Source organism: Pseudomonas sp. HOU2 (assembly GCF_040729435.1).
Classification (GTDB): domain Bacteria; phylum Pseudomonadota; class Gammaproteobacteria; order Pseudomonadales; family Pseudomonadaceae; genus Aquipseudomonas.
The window spans coordinates 2,573,250-2,587,901 of record NZ_CP160398.1 but is presented as its reverse complement, the minus strand read 5'-3'; the positions used below and the strand labels follow the sequence as shown (position 1 = coordinate 2,587,901).

At 54.6% G+C, this 14,652-nt stretch carries 28 protein-coding genes; all 28 read left to right on the top strand.

What is annotated here, in order from left to right; all coding sequences use genetic code 11:
- The first annotated feature begins 8 nt into the window (after nt 1–8).
- Nucleotides 9–1,202 (top strand): elongation factor Tu, encoded by a 1,194-nt coding sequence (gene tuf, locus ABV589_RS11710; RefSeq protein WP_024164425.1) that lies wholly within the window; start codon nt 9–11, stop codon nt 1,200–1,202.
- Nucleotides 1,203–1,359: 157 nt separating this feature from the next.
- Nucleotides 1,360–1,671: a 30S ribosomal protein S10 gene (gene rpsJ / locus ABV589_RS11705; RefSeq protein WP_003186070.1), complete on the top strand. Its 312-nt coding sequence runs from the start codon at nt 1,360–1,362 to the stop codon at nt 1,669–1,671.
- Nucleotides 1,672–1,751: 80 nt separating this feature from the next.
- On the top strand, nt 1,752–2,387 hold the full coding sequence (gene rplC / locus ABV589_RS11700) for a 50S ribosomal protein L3 (protein ID WP_003228738.1): 636 nt from the start codon (nt 1,752–1,754) through the stop codon (nt 2,385–2,387).
- Between the two features lie 12 nt (nt 2,388–2,399).
- Entirely contained in the window at nt 2,400–3,002 is a 603-nt protein-coding gene (gene rplD / locus ABV589_RS11695) for a 50S ribosomal protein L4 (protein WP_003228735.1), read from the top strand.
- Nucleotides 2,999–3,298 carry a 50S ribosomal protein L23 gene (gene rplW / locus ABV589_RS11690; protein ID WP_002555488.1) on the top strand — a complete coding sequence of 100 codons (300 nt, stop codon included), beginning with the start codon at nt 2,999–3,001 and terminating at the stop codon, nt 3,296–3,298. The genes rplD and rplW overlap by 4 nt, the downstream gene beginning before the upstream one ends.
- A gap of 14 nt (nt 3,299–3,312) precedes the next feature.
- Nucleotides 3,313–4,137, top strand: coding sequence for a 50S ribosomal protein L2 (rplB, locus tag ABV589_RS11685; RefSeq protein ID WP_003228734.1), 825 nt, complete (start codon nt 3,313–3,315; stop codon nt 4,135–4,137).
- A gap of 16 nt (nt 4,138–4,153) precedes the next feature.
- A complete protein-coding gene (rpsS, locus tag ABV589_RS11680; RefSeq protein ID WP_003228731.1) occupies nt 4,154–4,429 on the top strand; it encodes a 30S ribosomal protein S19 in 276 nt (91 codons plus the stop codon).
- Nucleotides 4,430–4,440: 11 nt separating this feature from the next.
- Nucleotides 4,441–4,773: a 50S ribosomal protein L22 gene (gene rplV / locus ABV589_RS11675; RefSeq protein WP_003103908.1), complete on the top strand. Its 333-nt coding sequence runs from the start codon at nt 4,441–4,443 to the stop codon at nt 4,771–4,773.
- 13 nt (nt 4,774–4,786) lie between these two features.
- Entirely contained in the window at nt 4,787–5,473 is a 687-nt protein-coding gene (gene rpsC, locus ABV589_RS11670; protein ID WP_003176422.1) for a 30S ribosomal protein S3, read from the top strand.
- 12 nt (nt 5,474–5,485) lie between these two features.
- Nucleotides 5,486–5,899: a 50S ribosomal protein L16 gene (gene rplP / locus ABV589_RS11665; protein ID WP_003228729.1), complete on the top strand. Its 414-nt coding sequence runs from the start codon at nt 5,486–5,488 to the stop codon at nt 5,897–5,899.
- Complete coding sequence (gene rpmC / locus ABV589_RS11660) at nt 5,899–6,090, top strand: 50S ribosomal protein L29 (protein ID WP_002555481.1); 192 nt, start codon at nt 5,899–5,901, stop codon at nt 6,088–6,090. The genes rplP and rpmC overlap by 1 nt, the downstream gene beginning before the upstream one ends.
- 2 nt (nt 6,091–6,092) lie before the next feature.
- Nucleotides 6,093–6,359, top strand: a complete 267-nt coding sequence (gene rpsQ / locus ABV589_RS11655) for a 30S ribosomal protein S17 (protein WP_003194644.1) — start codon at nt 6,093–6,095, stop codon at nt 6,357–6,359.
- Between the two features lie 23 nt (nt 6,360–6,382).
- A complete protein-coding gene (rplN, locus tag ABV589_RS11650) occupies nt 6,383–6,751 on the top strand; it encodes a 50S ribosomal protein L14 (RefSeq protein ID WP_002555479.1) in 369 nt (122 codons plus the stop codon).
- A gap of 11 nt (nt 6,752–6,762) precedes the next feature.
- Entirely contained in the window at nt 6,763–7,077 is a 315-nt protein-coding gene (gene rplX / locus ABV589_RS11645) for a 50S ribosomal protein L24 (protein ID WP_003186046.1), read from the top strand.
- 20 nt (nt 7,078–7,097) lie between these two features.
- Nucleotides 7,098–7,637 carry a 50S ribosomal protein L5 gene (gene rplE / locus ABV589_RS11640; RefSeq protein WP_003210069.1) on the top strand — a complete coding sequence of 180 codons (540 nt, stop codon included), beginning with the start codon at nt 7,098–7,100 and terminating at the stop codon, nt 7,635–7,637.
- A 13-nt stretch (nt 7,638–7,650) separates the two neighbouring features.
- Complete coding sequence (rpsN, locus tag ABV589_RS11635; RefSeq protein WP_003228726.1) at nt 7,651–7,956, top strand: 30S ribosomal protein S14; 306 nt, start codon at nt 7,651–7,653, stop codon at nt 7,954–7,956.
- 208 nt (nt 7,957–8,164) lie between these two features.
- A complete protein-coding gene (gene rpsH / locus ABV589_RS11630) occupies nt 8,165–8,557 on the top strand; it encodes a 30S ribosomal protein S8 (RefSeq protein WP_007966178.1) in 393 nt (130 codons plus the stop codon).
- Between the two features lie 12 nt (nt 8,558–8,569).
- Entirely contained in the window at nt 8,570–9,103 is a 534-nt protein-coding gene (gene rplF, locus ABV589_RS11625; RefSeq protein ID WP_007966176.1) for a 50S ribosomal protein L6, read from the top strand.
- A gap of 10 nt (nt 9,104–9,113) precedes the next feature.
- A complete protein-coding gene (gene rplR, locus ABV589_RS11620; protein WP_003186037.1) occupies nt 9,114–9,464 on the top strand; it encodes a 50S ribosomal protein L18 in 351 nt (116 codons plus the stop codon).
- 3 nt (nt 9,465–9,467) lie between these two features.
- Entirely contained in the window at nt 9,468–9,968 is a 501-nt protein-coding gene (rpsE, locus tag ABV589_RS11615) for a 30S ribosomal protein S5 (RefSeq protein WP_003176409.1), read from the top strand.
- A gap of 2 nt (nt 9,969–9,970) precedes the next feature.
- A complete protein-coding gene (rpmD, locus tag ABV589_RS11610) occupies nt 9,971–10,147 on the top strand; it encodes a 50S ribosomal protein L30 (RefSeq protein WP_003176408.1) in 177 nt (58 codons plus the stop codon).
- 3 nt (nt 10,148–10,150) lie between these two features.
- The gene (gene rplO / locus ABV589_RS11605; RefSeq protein ID WP_003228720.1) at nt 10,151–10,588 is read left to right on the top strand and encodes a 50S ribosomal protein L15; all 438 of its coding nucleotides are present in this window, start codon (nt 10,151–10,153) and stop codon (nt 10,586–10,588) included.
- The gene (gene secY / locus ABV589_RS11600; RefSeq protein WP_007966172.1) at nt 10,589–11,917 is read left to right on the top strand and encodes a preprotein translocase subunit SecY; all 1,329 of its coding nucleotides are present in this window, start codon (nt 10,589–10,591) and stop codon (nt 11,915–11,917) included.
- Nucleotides 11,918–11,944: 27 nt separating this feature from the next.
- On the top strand, nt 11,945–12,061 hold the full coding sequence (gene rpmJ / locus ABV589_RS11595) for a 50S ribosomal protein L36 (RefSeq protein ID WP_002555468.1): 117 nt from the start codon (nt 11,945–11,947) through the stop codon (nt 12,059–12,061).
- A gap of 130 nt (nt 12,062–12,191) precedes the next feature.
- Nucleotides 12,192–12,548, top strand: a complete 357-nt coding sequence (gene rpsM, locus ABV589_RS11590) for a 30S ribosomal protein S13 (protein ID WP_008374135.1) — start codon at nt 12,192–12,194, stop codon at nt 12,546–12,548.
- A gap of 30 nt (nt 12,549–12,578) precedes the next feature.
- A complete protein-coding gene (gene rpsK / locus ABV589_RS11585; protein ID WP_002555466.1) occupies nt 12,579–12,968 on the top strand; it encodes a 30S ribosomal protein S11 in 390 nt (129 codons plus the stop codon).
- An 18-nt stretch (nt 12,969–12,986) separates the two neighbouring features.
- Nucleotides 12,987–13,607 carry a 30S ribosomal protein S4 gene (gene rpsD, locus ABV589_RS11580; protein ID WP_003176404.1) on the top strand — a complete coding sequence of 207 codons (621 nt, stop codon included), beginning with the start codon at nt 12,987–12,989 and terminating at the stop codon, nt 13,605–13,607.
- Nucleotides 13,608–13,629: 22 nt separating this feature from the next.
- Complete coding sequence (gene rpoA, locus ABV589_RS11575; RefSeq protein ID WP_003186012.1) at nt 13,630–14,631, top strand: DNA-directed RNA polymerase subunit alpha; 1,002 nt, start codon at nt 13,630–13,632, stop codon at nt 14,629–14,631.
- Nucleotides 14,632–14,652 lie beyond the last annotated feature (21 nt).

The following is a 14,652-nucleotide window of genomic DNA, read 5'->3' as shown; positions in this document are numbered from 1 at the left end:
TAATTGTCGTGGCTAAAGAAAAATTTGATCGTTCCCTACCGCACGTCAACGTTGGCACCATTGGTCACGTTGACCACGGTAAAACCACTCTGACCGCTGCTCTGACTCGCGTCTGCTCCGAAGTTTTCGGTTCGGCCGTAGTTGAATTCGACAAGATCGACAGCGCTCCAGAAGAAAAAGCTCGCGGTATCACCATCAACACCGCACACGTTGAGTACAACTCGCTGATCCGTCACTACGCTCACGTTGACTGCCCAGGTCACGCTGACTATGTGAAGAACATGATCACCGGTGCTGCTCAAATGGACGGCGCTATTCTGGTTTGCTCGGCCGCTGATGGTCCGATGCCGCAAACCCGTGAGCACATCCTGCTGTCCCGTCAGGTAGGCGTTCCGTACATCGTGGTTTTCCTGAACAAGGCTGACCTGGTAGACGACGCTGAGCTGCTGGAACTGGTTGAGATGGAAGTTCGCGACCTGCTGTCCACCTACGACTTCCCGGGCGATGACACTCCAATCATCATCGGTTCGGCTCGTATGGCGCTGGAAGGCAAAGACGACAACGAGATGGGCACCACTGCCGTCAAGAAACTGGTTGAAACTCTGGACAGCTACATCCCAGAACCAGTTCGTATGATCGACAAGCCATTCCTGATGCCAATCGAAGACGTATTCTCGATCTCGGGTCGTGGTACTGTTGTGACTGGTCGTATCGAGCGCGGCATCGTTCGCGTTCAAGATGCACTGGAAATCGTTGGTCTGCGTGACACCACCACCACCACCTGCACCGGTGTTGAAATGTTCCGCAAGCTGCTCGACGAAGGTCGTGCTGGCGAGAACTGCGGCGTTCTGCTGCGTGGTACCAAGCGTGACGACGTTGAGCGTGGTCAGGTTCTGGTCAAGCCAGGTTCGGTTAAGCCGCACACCAAGTTCACCGCAGAAGTTTACGTTCTGAGCAAGGAAGAAGGCGGCCGTCACACTCCGTTCTTCAAAGGCTACCGTCCACAGTTCTACTTCCGTACTACTGACGTGACTGGTAACTGCGAACTGCCAGAAGGCGTTGAAATGGTAATGCCAGGTGACAACATTCAAATGACTGTTACCCTGATCAAAACCATCGCGATGGAAGACGGTCTGCGTTTCGCTATCCGTGAAGGCGGTCGTACCGTCGGCGCGGGCGTCGTAGCCAAAATCATCGAGTAATCTCTTTTATAGAGTCTGCTTGATGGATTGAAAAAGCCCCCGCTCAGCGGGGGCTTTTTTATTGGGTTGACACCTATCTGGGGCGTCTATAGAATTGCGCCTCCTTTTAACGGGCGTATTGCGCCCGGTGGGAATAGCAGCCGGAGTCTGAAATCCAATGCAAAATCAGCAAATCCGTATCAGGTTGAAGGCTTTTGACCATCGCCTGATCGACCAATCAACCCAGGAAATCGTGGAAACCGCGAAACGTACTGGTGCTCAAGTGCGTGGTCCAATTCCACTGCCTACCCGTAAAGAGCGGTTTACCGTTCTGGTTTCCCCGCACGTCAACAAAGACGCGCGTGACCAGTACGAAATCCGCACTCATAAGCGCGTTCTGGACATCGTCCAGCCAACGGATAAAACCGTTGATGCTCTTATGAAGCTTGATCTTGCGGCCGGTGTGGAAGTGCAGATCAGCCTCGGCTAAGACTCGGTCTTGGTCGTGTAACGCTCTGAAATGGGCGGCCATAGCGGGTGAAAGCCCCGTACACTCATGAGGTTTACAACATGACTATTGGTGTAGTCGGTCGTAAATGCGGTATGACCCGTATTTTCACCGAAGAAGGTGTCTCCATTCCGGTCACGGTCATTGAGATCGAGCCGAATCGCGTCACCCAGTTCAAAACTGAAGAGACCGATGGCTATCGTGCAGTGCAAGTCACTGTCGGCGAGCGTCGTGCTTCGCGTGTAACAGCAGCTCAAGCTGGCCATTTCGCTAAAGCGAACGTTGCCGCTGGTCGCACCACCATGGAATTCCGTCTTGAAGAAGGCGAGTACCAGGCAGGCGATCTGATCAACGCTGAAATCTTCGCCGCTGGTCAACTGGTTGATGTAACCGGTCAGTCCAAGGGTAAAGGCTTCCAGGGTACGATCAAGCGTTGGAATTTCCGCGGGCAAGATAACACCCACGGTAACTCCGTATCCCACCGCGTCCCAGGCTCTATCGGCCAGTGCCAGACTCCTGGTCGTGTATTCAAGGGCAAAAAAATGTCCGGTCATATGGGCGCTGAGCGCGTGACCGTGCAGTCCCTGGAAGTAGTGCGCGTGGACGCTGAACGCAATCTGTTGTTGGTCAAGGGCGCTGTTCCTGGCGCTACTGGCGGCAACCTGGTTGTACGTCCAGCAGCCAAGGCTCGCGGTTAAGGGGAAGCTGACATGCAATTAAATGTAAATGACGCTCAAGCGATCGAAGTTTCCGAACTGACATTTGGCGGCGAGTTCAACGAGACGCTGGTTCACCAAGCAGTCGTGGCCTACATGGCCGGCGGCCGTCAAGGTAGCAAGCAGCAAAAGACCCGTTCCGACGTTCGTGGTGGCGGCAAGCGCCCATGGCGTCAGAAAGGTACTGGCCGTGCTCGTGCCGGTACTATCCGTAGCCCAATCTGGCGTGGCGGCGGTACCACTTTCGCAGCTCGTCCACAGGATCACTCCCAGAAGCTGAACAAGAAGATGTATCGCGCAGCAATGCGTTCCATCCTTGCTGAGCTGGTGCGTACTGATCGTCTGGTCGTGGTTCAGGATTTCGCTGTTGAAACTCCGAAAACCAAAGATCTGCTGGGCAAGCTGAACAACATGAGCCTGACCGATGTTCTCATCGTATCGGACGCTGTTGATCAGAACCTGTACCTGGCTGCTCGTAACCTGCCACACGTAGATGTACGTGACGTGCAAGGTTCCGATCCAGTTAGTCTGATCGCATACGACAAGGTGTTGATCACCGTGTCGGCCGTGAAGAAATTCGAGGAGCTGCTGGGATGAACCAGGAACGCGTATTTAAAGTTCTGCTTGGCCCGCACGTTTCCGAGAAGGCTACGGTTCTGGCAGACAAGAAAGGCCAGTTCGTTTTCAAGGTTGCTACTGATGCAACCAAGCTGGAAATCAAGAAGGCCGTCGAAAGCCTGTTCAGCGTGAAAGTAGAGCGCGTCACTACCCTGAACGTTCTGGGTAAGAGCAAGCGCACTGCTCGCGGTCTGGGCAAGCGTAATGACTGGAAGAAGGCAGTTATCTCCCTTCAGCCAGGCCAAGATCTCGATTTCAGCAGCAGTGCTGAGTAAGGAAGGGGTGCATCATGGCAATCGTTAAATGCAAACCGACTTCCCCTGGCCGCCGTTTTGTGGTCAAGGTGGTCAACCAGGAGCTGCATAAAGGCGCTCCTCACGCACCGCTGCTCGAGAAAAAATCGAAGACTGGTGGTCGTAACAACAATGGCCGTATTACCACTCGTCACATCGGTGGTGGTCATAAGCAGCATTATCGTATGGTCGATTTCCGTCGCAACGACAAAGATGGCATCGTCGCCACTGTCGAGCGTATCGAATACGATCCAAACCGTACTGCTCACATCGCACTGCTCTGCTACGCAGACGGCGAGCGTCGCTACATCATTGCCCCTAAAGGCGTGAGTGCTGGCGACCAGCTGATCGCAGGTGCTCTGGCTCCAATCAAGCCAGGCAACGCTCTGCAACTGCGCAACATTCCAGTCGGTTCTACCGTACACGGCATCGAACTGAAGCCAGGTAAAGGCGCACAGATCGCTCGTTCCGCTGGTGCTTCGGCTCAGCTGATCGCTCGTGAAGGCGTGTACGTTACCCTGCGTCTGCGTTCCGGTGAAATGCGTAAAGTCCTGGCTGAATGCCGTGCGACCCTGGGCGAAGTCTCGAACTCCGAGCACAGCCTGCGTTCGCTGGGTAAAGCTGGTGCCAAACGCTGGCGTGGCGTTCGCCCAACCGTTCGTGGTGTTGCCATGAACCCGGTTGACCACCCACATGGTGGTGGTGAAGGTCGTACCTCTGGTGGTCGTCATCCGGTATCGCCATGGGGCTTCCCGACTAAGGGCGCGAAGACTCGTGGTAATAAGCGTACCGACAAAATGATCGTCCGTCGTCGCAAGTAAATAGAGGGATACGACAGTGCCACGTTCTCTGAAAAAAGGTCCTTTTATTGATCTTCACCTACTGAAGAAGATCGAAGTGGCGGCGGAAAAGAACGATCGCAAACCAATTAAGACTTGGTCGCGTCGTTCGATGATCCTGCCACAAATGGTCGGTCTGACCATCGCAGTACACAACGGCCGTCAGCACGTCCCAGTTCTCGTGAACGAAGACATGGTTGGCCATAAACTGGGCGAGTTCGCCGGTACCCGCACTTATCGTGGGCACGTGGCAGACAAGAAAGCCAAGCGTTAAGGGGTAAGGAAATGGAAGTAGCCGCTAAGTTGTCGGGCGCTCGAATCTCCGCCCAGAAAGCCCGCTTGGTCGCCGACCAGATCCGCGGGAAGAAGGTGGGCGAAGCGCTCAACCTGTTGGCTTTCAGCAGTAAGAAAGCCGCCGAGATCATGAAGAAAGTGCTGGAGTCGGCCGTAGCCAACGCCGAGCATAACGAAGGCGCAGACGTTGATGACCTGAAGGTCAGCACTGTTTTCGTCAACGAAGGGCGTTCGCTGAAGCGCATCATGCCACGTGCCAAAGGCCGTGCTGATCGCATCGTCAAGCGGTCTTGCCATATCACTGTCAAGGTTGCTGACAAGTAACGGAGTCGAAGAGATGGGTCAGAAAGTACATCCCATTGGCATTCGCCTGGGAATCGTCAAGGAGCACACCTCCGTCTGGTACGCAGACGGTCGGACTTATGCGGACTACTTGTTCGCAGATCTGAAAGTGCGTGAGTATCTCCAAGACAAACTAAAAAGCGCGTCCGTAAGCCGTATCGATATCCATCGTCCGGCCCAAACTGCACGCATCACCATCCACACCGCTCGTCCAGGTATCGTTATCGGGAAGAAAGGTGAAGATGTTGAGAAACTGCGTCAGGACCTGACCAAGCAAATGGGTGTGCCTGTGCACATCAATATCGAAGAGATCCGCAAGCCGGAGCTCGACGGTATGCTGGTTGCGCAGAGCGTAGCTCAGCAGCTGGAGCGTCGTGTAATGTTCCGTCGCGCTATGAAGCGCGCAGTTCAGAACGCCATGCGCATTGGTGCCAAAGGCATCAAAATCCAAGTGAGCGGTCGTCTCGGCGGTGCTGAAATCGCACGTACTGAATGGTATCGCGAAGGTCGTGTGCCACTGCACACCCTGCGTGCCGACATCGACTATGCCAACTACGAAGCTCACACCACCTACGGTGTGATCGGTGTAAAGGTTTGGATCTTCAAAGGCGAAGTAATTGGTGGTCGCCAAGAAGAGCTGAAGCCACAAGCACCAGCGCCTCGTAAAAAAGCTGCTAAGTAAGGGGTACGCCAAATGTTGCAACCAAAGCGTACGAAGTTCCGCAAGCAGATGACCGGCCACAACCGTGGTCTGGCACTGCGCGGTAGCAAAGTCAGCTTCGGCGAGTTCGCGCTGAAGTCTGTTGCTCGTGGTCGTCTCACCGCTCGTCAGATCGAGTCAGCGCGTCGTGCTCTGACCCGTCACGTAAAACGTGGTGGCAAGATCTGGATCCGTGTATTCCCGGACAAGCCGATCTCCAAAAAACCTCTCGAGGTTCGTATGGGTAAAGGTAAGGGTAACGTGGAGTACTGGGTTGCCCAGATTCAGCCAGGCAAAGTCCTGTATGAAATCGAGGGTGTTTCTGAAGAGCTGGCGCGTGAGGCTTTCGCCCTGGCTGCTGCAAAGCTGCCGCTCGCCACCTCCTTTGTTAAACGGACGGTGATGTGATGAAAGCGAATGAACTTCGTGAAAAATCCGCACAGCAGCTGAACGAGCAACTGCTCGGCTTGCTGCGCGACCAGTTCAATCTGCGCATGCAGAAAGCAACTGGCCAGTTGGGGCAGTCTCATCTGCTCTCGCAAGTTAAGCGTGACATCGCTCGCGTGAAGACTGTGCTCAACCAGCAGGCAGGTAAGTGATCATGGCTGAAGCCGAAAAAACTGTCCGTACGCTGACTGGCCGTGTTGTCAGCGACAAGATGGACAAAACCATCACCGTTCTGATCGAGCGTCGCGTTAAGCACCCGATCTACGGTAAATACGTTAAGCGTTCGACTAAGCTGCACGCGCACGACGAAACCAATCAGTGCCACATCGGCGACAAAGTCACTATTCGTGAAACTCGTCCGATGGCCAAGACCAAGTCTTGGGCGCTGGTTGATGTTCTCGAACGCGCTGTGGAAGTCTAAGGGCTAGGGGTCGGAGAAATTATATGATTCAGACTCAATCCATGCTCGATGTGGCCGATAACAGCGGCGCTCGCCGTGTTATGTGCATCAAGGTGCTGGGTGGCTCCCATCGTCGTTACGCTGGTATCGGTGACATCATCAAAGTTACCGTGAAGGAAGCAATTCCTCGCGGTAAGGTGAAAAAAGGCCAAGTGATGACTGCTGTTGTAGTCCGCACTCGTCACGGCGTACGTCGTGCTGATGGCTCCATTATCCGCTTTGATGGCAACGCTGCTGTTCTTTTGAACAACAAGCAAGAGCCGATCGGCACCCGTATCTTTGGGCCAGTGACCCGTGAACTTCGTACTGAGAAGTTCATGAAGATCGTCTCGCTCGCCCCAGAAGTGCTGTAAGGAGATCCGACATGCAAAAGATTCGTCGTGACGACGAGATCATCGTGATCGCCGGCAAAGACAAAGGTAAGCGCGGTAAGGTGCTGAAGGTTCTTGCTGACAACCGTCTGGTTGTTGGTGGTCTGAACCTGGTCAAGCGTCATACCAAGCCTAACCCGATGTCGGGCGTACAGGGCGGTATCGTCGAGAAAGAAGCGCCACTGCACGCTTCCAACGTCGCCATCTTCAACGGCGAAACCAACAAGGCTGACCGCGTTGGTTTCAAAGTAGAAGACGGTAAGAAAATTCGTGTCTTCAAGTCGACCCAAAAAGCGGTTGATGCTTGAACACTGCTAGGTAGAAGACCATGGCACGACTAAAAGAGATTTACCGGAAGGAAATCGCTCCGAAACTTAAGGAAGAACTTAAGCTTTCGAACGTGATGGAAGTTCCGCGCGTTACCAAAATCACCCTGAACATGGGTCTGGGCGAAGCGATCGGCGACAAAAAAGTCATCGAGCACGCTGTTGCTGACCTGGAAAAGATCACCGGCCAAAAAGTCGTTGTGACCTACGCTCGTAAATCCATCGCTGGCTTTAAAGTCCGTGAAGGATGGCCGATCGGCGTCAAAGTGACTCTGCGCCGTGAGCGTATGTACGAGTTCCTGGATCGTCTGCTGTCGATCTCCCTGCCTCGGGTTCGCGACTTCCGCGGCCTGAATGCCAAGTCCTTCGATGGTCGTGGCAACTACAGCATGGGCGTGAAAGAGCAGATCATTTTCCCGGAAATCGACTACGACAAGATCGATGCTCTCCGCGGTCTGGACATTACCCTGACCACCACTGCCAAGAACGATGATGAAGGCCGCGCTCTGCTGCGTGCTTTCAAATTCCCGTTCCGCAACTGATTGGAGTAGGAAAATGGCCAAGAAGAGCATGAAAAACCGTGAGCTGAAGCGTCAGCTCACTGTTGCCAAGTACGCCACCAAGCGTGCAGCGCTGAAAGCTATCATCGTTGATCTGAACGCAAGTCCAGAAGCGCGTTGGGAAGCTACCGTAGCTCTGCAGAAGCAACCACGTGACGCAAGCGCTTCGCGCATGCGTAACCGTTGCCGCCTGACTGGTCGTCCGCACGGCGTTTACCGCAAGTTCGGCCTGGGCCGTAACAAACTGCGTGAAGCGGCAATGCGTGGTGACGTTCCAGGTCTGGTTAAAGCCAGCTGGTAATCGCTGTCAAAGCCTTGATGGTCGGGATCGCAAGAACCTGACCATCGGTGGCCTTGAATCTGAATCAAGCCCCTTTTGGGGCTTGATTCATTTCTGGGGTGTGTCTAGAATGACCGGCTCGCCTGAGCCCGTGTTTTTCTGCCCGGAGTTTCTCGGCGACATGTAGTAGCCGCAAGGCTAATTTTTCTGTATTAGGAGCGTCTAGCCCATGAGTATGCAGGACCCGTTAGCGGACATGCTAACTCGAATCCGTAATGCCCAGATGGCTGAAAAGTCTGTCGTGAGCATGCCGTCTTCCACGTTGAAGGTGGCTGTAGCAAAAGTCCTGAAGGACGAAGGTTACATCGCGGATTTTCAGATCACCACCGACGCTAAGCCGTCGTTGTCCATCTCGCTGAAATACTTCGAAGGCCGTCCGGTCATCGAGGAAGTGAAGCGCGTTAGTCGTCCAGGCCTGCGTCAGTACAAGTCCGTTGAAGATCTGCCGAAAGTTCGTGGCGGTCTTGGCGTGTCTATCGTCTCCACCAACAAAGGTGTGATGACGGATCGTGCTGCGCGCGCTGCCGGTGTCGGCGGCGAAGTTCTTTGCACTGTGTTCTAAGGGGGGATAAGCATGTCTCGCGTCGCTAAGAACCCCGTTAAGCTGCCAGCCGGTGTCGAAGTAAAATTCGCAGGCCAACAGCTTTCGGTGAAGGGTGCCAAGGGTACTCTTGAACTGAACATCCATTCGTCCGTTGAGATCGTTGAAGAAGCTGGTGAGCTGCGTTTCGCTGCTCGCAATGGCGATCAACAGACTCGCGCAATGGCCGGTACCACGCGTGCGTTGGTAAACAACATGGTCCAAGGCGTTAGCCAAGGCTTCGAGCGCAAGCTCCAGCTGGTCGGTGTTGGTTACAAAGCGCAAGCAAAAGGTCAGGTGCTGAACCTGGCTCTTGGCTTCTCGCACCCAGTGGATTACGAACTGCCGCAAGGCATCACCGCTGAGACTCCTAGCCAGACCGATATCCTGATCAAGGGCATCGATAAACAGCTGGTAGGTCAAGTGGCCGCTGAGATCCGCGACTTCCGTCCACCAGAGCCGTACAAAGGCAAAGGTGTGCGCTACGCGGACGAAGTCGTCCGTCGTAAAGAAGCCAAGAAGAAGTAGGGCATAGCAAATGACCGACAAAAAAGTTACTCGACTGCGTCGCGCTCGCAAAGCACGCCTGAAAATGCACGAACTCGAAGTCGTGCGTCTCTGCGTGTTCCGCTCGTCGCAGCACATCTACGCCCAGGTCATCTCGGCCGACGGCAACAAAGTCCTGGCAAGCGCCTCGACTTTGGATAAAGAACTGCGTGATGGTGCCACTGGCAACATCGACGCGGCCACAAAGGTTGGCCAGCTGGTCGCTACGCGTGCTAAGGCCGCTGGCGTCTCGCAAGTGGCTTTCGACCGCTCTGGCTTCAAGTACCATGGCCGCGTTAAAGCGCTGGCTGATGCTGCTCGTGAAGCTGGGCTGGAGTTCTAAGTTATGTCAAATAACGACCAAAAGCGCGACGAAGGCTACATCGAGAAGCTGGTTCAAGTTAACCGCGTAGCCAAAACCGTTAAAGGCGGCCGTATCTTCACTTTCACCGCGTTGACCGTGGTTGGTGATGGTAAAGGGCGTGTTGGCTTCGGCCGTGGCAAGTCGCGTGAAGTGCCTGCTGCGATCCAGAAGGCAATGGAAGCTGCTCGCCGCAACATGATTCAAGTTGACCTGAACGGCACCACTCTGCAGTACGCAATGAAGTCCGCTCACGGCGCTTCGAAGGTGTACATGCAGCCTGCTTCTGAAGGTACCGGTATCATCGCTGGCGGCGCTATGCGTGCTGTCCTCGAAGTTGCTGGCGTTCAGAACGTTCTGGCCAAGTGCTACGGCTCGACTAACCCGGTAAACGTGGTTCACGCCACTTTCAAGGGTCTGAAAGCCATGCAATCTCCTGAGTCCATCGCTGCCAAGCGTGGCCTGACTGTCAAGGAGATCTTCTGATCATGGCTACCGTTAAAGTTACGCTGATCAAAAGCATGACCGGCCGCATCCCTAACCACAAACTGTGCGTTAAGGGTCTGGGTCTGCGTCGCATCGGTCACACTGTAGAAGTCCAGGATACTCCCGAGAATCGCGGGATGATCAACAAGGCTTACTACATGCTGCGTGTCGAGGGTTAATCGATGAAACTCAATGATCTGAGTCCAGCGCCGGGTTCCCGTCGCGAAAAGCATCGTCCGGGCCGTGGTATCGGTAGCGGTTTGGGTAAGACTGGTGGCCGTGGTCACAAAGGTCAAACCTCCCGCTCCGGTGGCACTATTGCTCCAGGCTTTGAAGGCGGTCAACAGCCGCTGCATCGTCGCCTGCCGAAGTTCGGTTTCGTTTCCCTGAAAGCCATGGATCGCGCAGAAGTGCGTCTGTCCGAGTTGGCTAAAGTGGAAGGCGACATCGTCACCGTGCAGTCCCTGAAAGATGCCAACGTGATCAACGTCAACGTACAGCGTGTGAAAATCATGTTGTCCGGTGAAGTGACTCGCGCTGTCACTATCGGCAAGGGAATCGGCGCCACCAAAGGTGCGCGTGCGGCTATCGAAGCAGCTGGCGGCAAGTTCGAGGAATAAATGGCTAAGCAAGGTGCTCTCTCTGCGCTCGGCAAAGGCGGTATGTCTGAACTTTGGGCTCGTCTGCGTTTTCTGTTCCTGGCGATTATCGTCTACCGAATAGGCGCACACATCCCGGTTCCAGGTATCAACCCGGACCGACTCGCAGACCTGTTTCGACAGAATGAGGGGACCATTCTTAGCTTGTTCAACATGTTCTCCGGCGGCGCGCTGGAACGGATGAGCATCTTTGCACTGGGGATCATGCCGTACATCTCGGCTTCGATCATCATGCAACTGATGACTGCCGTCAGTCCGCAGCTGGAGCAGTTGAAGAAGGAAGGTGAAGCTGGCCGTCGCAAGATCAGCCAGTACACCCGCTACGGCACCGTCGTCCTCGCTCTCGTTCAGGCTATTGGCATGTCCATTGGTCTGGCGGGGCAGGGCGTTGCGTTCACTGGTGACTTTGGCTTCCATTTCGTCGCGGTATCCACTTTTGTGGCTGGTGCGATGTTCATGATGTGGCTGGGTGAGCAGATTACTGAGCGTGGTGTAGGCAACGGTATCTCGATGTTGATTTTTTCGGGTATCGTCGCCGGTCTTCCGAGGGCAATCGGGCAGTCTTTCGAGTCTGCGCGTCAGGGGGATATCAATATCTTCGCCCTGGTTGCCATCGGTTTGCTGGCAGTAGCGATTATCGGTTTCGTGGTGTTCATTGAGCGTGGCCAGCGTCGTATCGCTGTTCACTACGCCAAGCGTCAGCAGGGCCGTAAGGTTTTCGCTGCGCAGACAAGCCACTTGCCGCTGAAGGTGAACATGGCCGGTGTTATTCCGGCTATTTTCGCGAGCAGCATTTTGCTGTTCCCGGCTTCGTTGGGTGCCTGGTTTGGTCAGTCTGAAGGTTTGGGCTGGTTGCAGGACATCTCGCAGTCGATCGCTCCTGGTCAGCCGTTGAATATTCTGCTGTTTAGTGCAGGGATTATTTTCTTCTGCTTCTTCTATACGGCGTTGATGTTCAATCCGAAAGACGTAGCGGAAAACCTGAAGAAGTCCGGTGCCTTTATTCCGGGTATCCGTCCAGGTGAGCAGTCTGCGCGCTATATTGATGGCGTTTTGACTCGCTTGACCATGTTCGGTGCTCTTTACATGACGGCCGTGTGCCTGTTGCCCCAGTTCCTGGTGGTTGCAGCAAACGTTCCGTTCTACCTTGGCGGGACCTCGTTGCTGATCGTGGTCGTGGTTGTGATGGACTTCATGTCCCAAGTACAATCGCACCTCGTTTCGCACCAGTACGAATCCCTGATGAAGAAAGCCAACCTGAAGGGTTACGGCAGCGGCATGTTGCGCTGAGTACCCATAAGGTTCGAGGAGTTGGTGATGAAAGTTCGTGCATCGGTGAAAAAGCTGTGCCGTAACTGCAAGATTATTCGCCGCGAAGGTGTTGTTCGAGTAATTTGCAGCGCGGAACCGCGTCACAAACAGCGCCAAGGCTGAGTGTGATTGTGCTTCAAGCCCGGCAGCTAGTGCGCTGCCGGGTTGATTATTTGTTATTACAGCGATATTATCTCGCGCCCTATTTCTTGGCTTCCGGGGCGTAGGTAGCTGTCAATTGGAGTCCCACTGAATGGCCCGTATTGCAGGCGTTAACATTCCAGATAACAAGCATACTGTTATCTCGCTGACCTACATCTATGGTGTCGGTCGCACTACTGCGCAGAAAATCTGTGCAGACACTGGGGTAAACCCAGCAGCAAAGATCAAAGATCTGAGCGACGAGCAAATTGAACAGCTGCGTGGCGAAGTGGCGAAGTTCACCACTGAAGGTGACCTGCGTCGCGAAATCAACATGAAAATCAAGCGCTTGATGGACCTCGGTTGCTATCGCGGTCTGCGTCATCGTCGCGGTCTTCCAGTACGCGGTCAGCGTACCAAGACCAACGCGCGTACCCGTAAAGGTCCGCGTAAGCCGATCCGCAAGTAATCGCCCCAGCGAATCGACAGGAATTTAATCATGGCAAAACCTGCTGCTCGTCCTCGTAAAAAAGTTAAAAAGACAGTGGTTGATGGCATCGCCCACATCCATGCTTCTTTTAACAACACCATCGTGACCATTACCGACCGTCAAGGTAACGCTCTTTCCTGGGCTACCTCCGGTGGTTCGGGTTTCCGCGGTTCCCGCAAGTCCACCCCGTTCGCTGCTCAAGTAGCTGCTGAGCGTGCTGGTCAAGCTGCGCTGGAATACGGCCTGAAAAACCTCGACGTTAACGTCAAGGGTCCAGGTCCAGGTCGTGAATCCGCAGTCCGCGCTTTGAACGGCTGTGGCTACAAGATCGCCAGCATCACCGACGTGACGCCAATCCCGCACAACGGGTGCCGTCCGCCGAAGAAGCGCCGCGTGTAATCCAGGAGATTGTAAAGAATGGCTCGTTACATTGGTCCAAAATGCAAACTCGCTCGTCGCGAAGGCACCGATCTCTTCCTGAAGAGCGGCGTGCGCGCGATCGAATCGAAGTGCAACATTGAAGCAGCACCTGGTATCCACGGCCAACGCCGCGGTCGCCAGTCCGACTACGGCACCCAACTGCGTGAAAAGCAGAAGGTCCGTCGTATCTACGGCGTTCTCGAGCGTCAGTTCAGCGGCTACTACAAAGAAGCTGCTGGCAAGAAAGGTGCAACCGGTGAAAACCTGCTGCAACTGCTCGAATGCCGTCTGGACAACGTTGTATACCGTATGGGCTTTGGTTCGACTCGTGCCGAATCCCGTCAGCTGGTATCGCACAAGTCGATCAGCGTTAACGGTCAGACCGTAAACGTTCCGTCGTATCAGGTTCGTGCTGGTGACGTGGTCGCAGTTCGCGAGAAAGCAAAAAACCAACTTCGCATTGTCCAAGCTCTCGATCTGTGTGCCCAACGTGGCCGCGTAGAATGGGTAGAAGTAGACACTGAGAAGAAGTCGGGCGTTTTCAAGAACGTTCCTGCTCGCAGTGATCTGTCCGCCGACATCAACGAAAGCCTGATTGTCGAGCTCTACTCCAAGTAAGGGCTAGAAAATAGGTGCATCCATGCAGATTTCGGTAAATGAGTTCCTGACACCCCGCCACATTGATGTGCAGGTTGTCAGTCCAACCCGCGCCAAGATCACTCTCGAGCCTCTCGAGCGTGGTTTTGGCCACACCCTGGGCAACGCGCTGCGCCGCATCCTGTTGTCCTCAATGCCCGGCTGCGCAGTAGTCGAGGCCGAGATTGACGGTGTGCTCCACGAGTACAGCGCCATCGAAGGTGTACAGGAAGACGTAATTGAAATCCTGTTGAACCTTAAAGGTCTGGCCATCAAGCTGCACGGTCGTGACGAAGTTACGCTGACCTTGTCGAAGAAGGGTTCGGGGGTGGTTACCGCTGCCGATATTCAGCTGGATCATGATGTCGAGATCGTTAACCCCGATCACGTAATCGCTAACCTGGCGTCTAACGGCGCCCTGAACATGAAGCTCACCGTAGCTCGTGGTCGTGGTTATGAACCAGCCGACTCGCGTCAGAGCGATGAAGACGAAAGCCGCAGCATTGGTCGCTTGCAGCTCGACTCTTCGTTCAGCCCGGTTCGCCGTATCGCATACGTGGTGGAAAACGCCCGTGTCGAGCAGCGCACCAACCTGGACAAGCTGGTTATTGATCTGGAAACCAACGGTACTCTGGATCCTGAAGAGGCTATCCGCCGCGCTGCAACCATCCTGCAACAGCAGTTGGCTGCGTTCGTCGACCTCAAAGGTGACAGTGAGCCAGTGGTTGTCGAGCAGGAAGACGAGATCGATCCGATCCTGCTTCGCCCGGTTGACGATCTGGAACTGACTGTACGTTCGGCTAACTGCCTTAAGGCGGAAAACATCTACTACATCGGCGACCTGATTCAGCGTACCGAAGTAGAGCTGTTGAAGACTCCGAACCTGGGCAAGAAATCCTTGACTGAAATCAAGGACGTTCTGGCCTCCCGCGGTCTGTCCCTCGGCATGCGCCTCGACAACTGGCCGCCTGCAAGTCTTAAGAAGGACGACAAGGCGACTGCCTGATCGTCGTAATCACCGAACGTA

What these genes read in the sequence shown, in the direction of transcription:
- rpsJ (WP_003186070.1), top strand. Translation starts at nt 1,360, where the DNA reads ATGCAAAATCAGCAAATCCGTATCAGGTTGAAGGCTTTTGACCATCGC.
- rplC (WP_003228738.1), top strand. Translation starts at nt 1,752, where the DNA reads ATGACTATTGGTGTAGTCGGTCGTAAATGCGGTATGACCCGTATTTTC.
- rplD (WP_003228735.1), top strand. Translation starts at nt 2,400, where the DNA reads ATGCAATTAAATGTAAATGACGCTCAAGCGATCGAAGTTTCCGAACTG.
- rplW (WP_002555488.1), top strand. Translation starts at nt 2,999, where the DNA reads ATGAACCAGGAACGCGTATTTAAAGTTCTGCTTGGCCCGCACGTTTCC.
- rplB (WP_003228734.1), top strand. Translation starts at nt 3,313, where the DNA reads ATGGCAATCGTTAAATGCAAACCGACTTCCCCTGGCCGCCGTTTTGTG.
- rplV (WP_003103908.1), top strand. Translation starts at nt 4,441, where the DNA reads ATGGAAGTAGCCGCTAAGTTGTCGGGCGCTCGAATCTCCGCCCAGAAA.
- rpsC (WP_003176422.1), top strand. Translation starts at nt 4,787, where the DNA reads ATGGGTCAGAAAGTACATCCCATTGGCATTCGCCTGGGAATCGTCAAG.
- rplP (WP_003228729.1), top strand. Translation starts at nt 5,486, where the DNA reads ATGTTGCAACCAAAGCGTACGAAGTTCCGCAAGCAGATGACCGGCCAC.
- rpmC (WP_002555481.1), top strand. Translation starts at nt 5,899, where the DNA reads ATGAAAGCGAATGAACTTCGTGAAAAATCCGCACAGCAGCTGAACGAG.
- rpsQ (WP_003194644.1), top strand. Translation starts at nt 6,093, where the DNA reads ATGGCTGAAGCCGAAAAAACTGTCCGTACGCTGACTGGCCGTGTTGTC.
- rplN (WP_002555479.1), top strand. Translation starts at nt 6,383, where the DNA reads ATGATTCAGACTCAATCCATGCTCGATGTGGCCGATAACAGCGGCGCT.
- rplX (WP_003186046.1), top strand. Translation starts at nt 6,763, where the DNA reads ATGCAAAAGATTCGTCGTGACGACGAGATCATCGTGATCGCCGGCAAA.
- rplE (WP_003210069.1), top strand. Translation starts at nt 7,098, where the DNA reads ATGGCACGACTAAAAGAGATTTACCGGAAGGAAATCGCTCCGAAACTT.
- rpsN (WP_003228726.1), top strand. Translation starts at nt 7,651, where the DNA reads ATGGCCAAGAAGAGCATGAAAAACCGTGAGCTGAAGCGTCAGCTCACT.
- rpsH (WP_007966178.1), top strand. Translation starts at nt 8,165, where the DNA reads ATGAGTATGCAGGACCCGTTAGCGGACATGCTAACTCGAATCCGTAAT.
- rplF (WP_007966176.1), top strand. Translation starts at nt 8,570, where the DNA reads ATGTCTCGCGTCGCTAAGAACCCCGTTAAGCTGCCAGCCGGTGTCGAA.
- rplR (WP_003186037.1), top strand. Translation starts at nt 9,114, where the DNA reads ATGACCGACAAAAAAGTTACTCGACTGCGTCGCGCTCGCAAAGCACGC.
- rpsE (WP_003176409.1), top strand. Translation starts at nt 9,468, where the DNA reads ATGTCAAATAACGACCAAAAGCGCGACGAAGGCTACATCGAGAAGCTG.
- rpmD (WP_003176408.1), top strand. Translation starts at nt 9,971, where the DNA reads ATGGCTACCGTTAAAGTTACGCTGATCAAAAGCATGACCGGCCGCATC.
- rplO (WP_003228720.1), top strand. Translation starts at nt 10,151, where the DNA reads ATGAAACTCAATGATCTGAGTCCAGCGCCGGGTTCCCGTCGCGAAAAG.
- secY (WP_007966172.1), top strand. Translation starts at nt 10,589, where the DNA reads ATGGCTAAGCAAGGTGCTCTCTCTGCGCTCGGCAAAGGCGGTATGTCT.
- rpmJ (WP_002555468.1), top strand. Translation starts at nt 11,945, where the DNA reads ATGAAAGTTCGTGCATCGGTGAAAAAGCTGTGCCGTAACTGCAAGATT.
- rpsM (WP_008374135.1), top strand. Translation starts at nt 12,192, where the DNA reads ATGGCCCGTATTGCAGGCGTTAACATTCCAGATAACAAGCATACTGTT.
- rpsK (WP_002555466.1), top strand. Translation starts at nt 12,579, where the DNA reads ATGGCAAAACCTGCTGCTCGTCCTCGTAAAAAAGTTAAAAAGACAGTG.
- rpsD (WP_003176404.1), top strand. Translation starts at nt 12,987, where the DNA reads ATGGCTCGTTACATTGGTCCAAAATGCAAACTCGCTCGTCGCGAAGGC.
- rpoA (WP_003186012.1), top strand. Translation starts at nt 13,630, where the DNA reads ATGCAGATTTCGGTAAATGAGTTCCTGACACCCCGCCACATTGATGTG.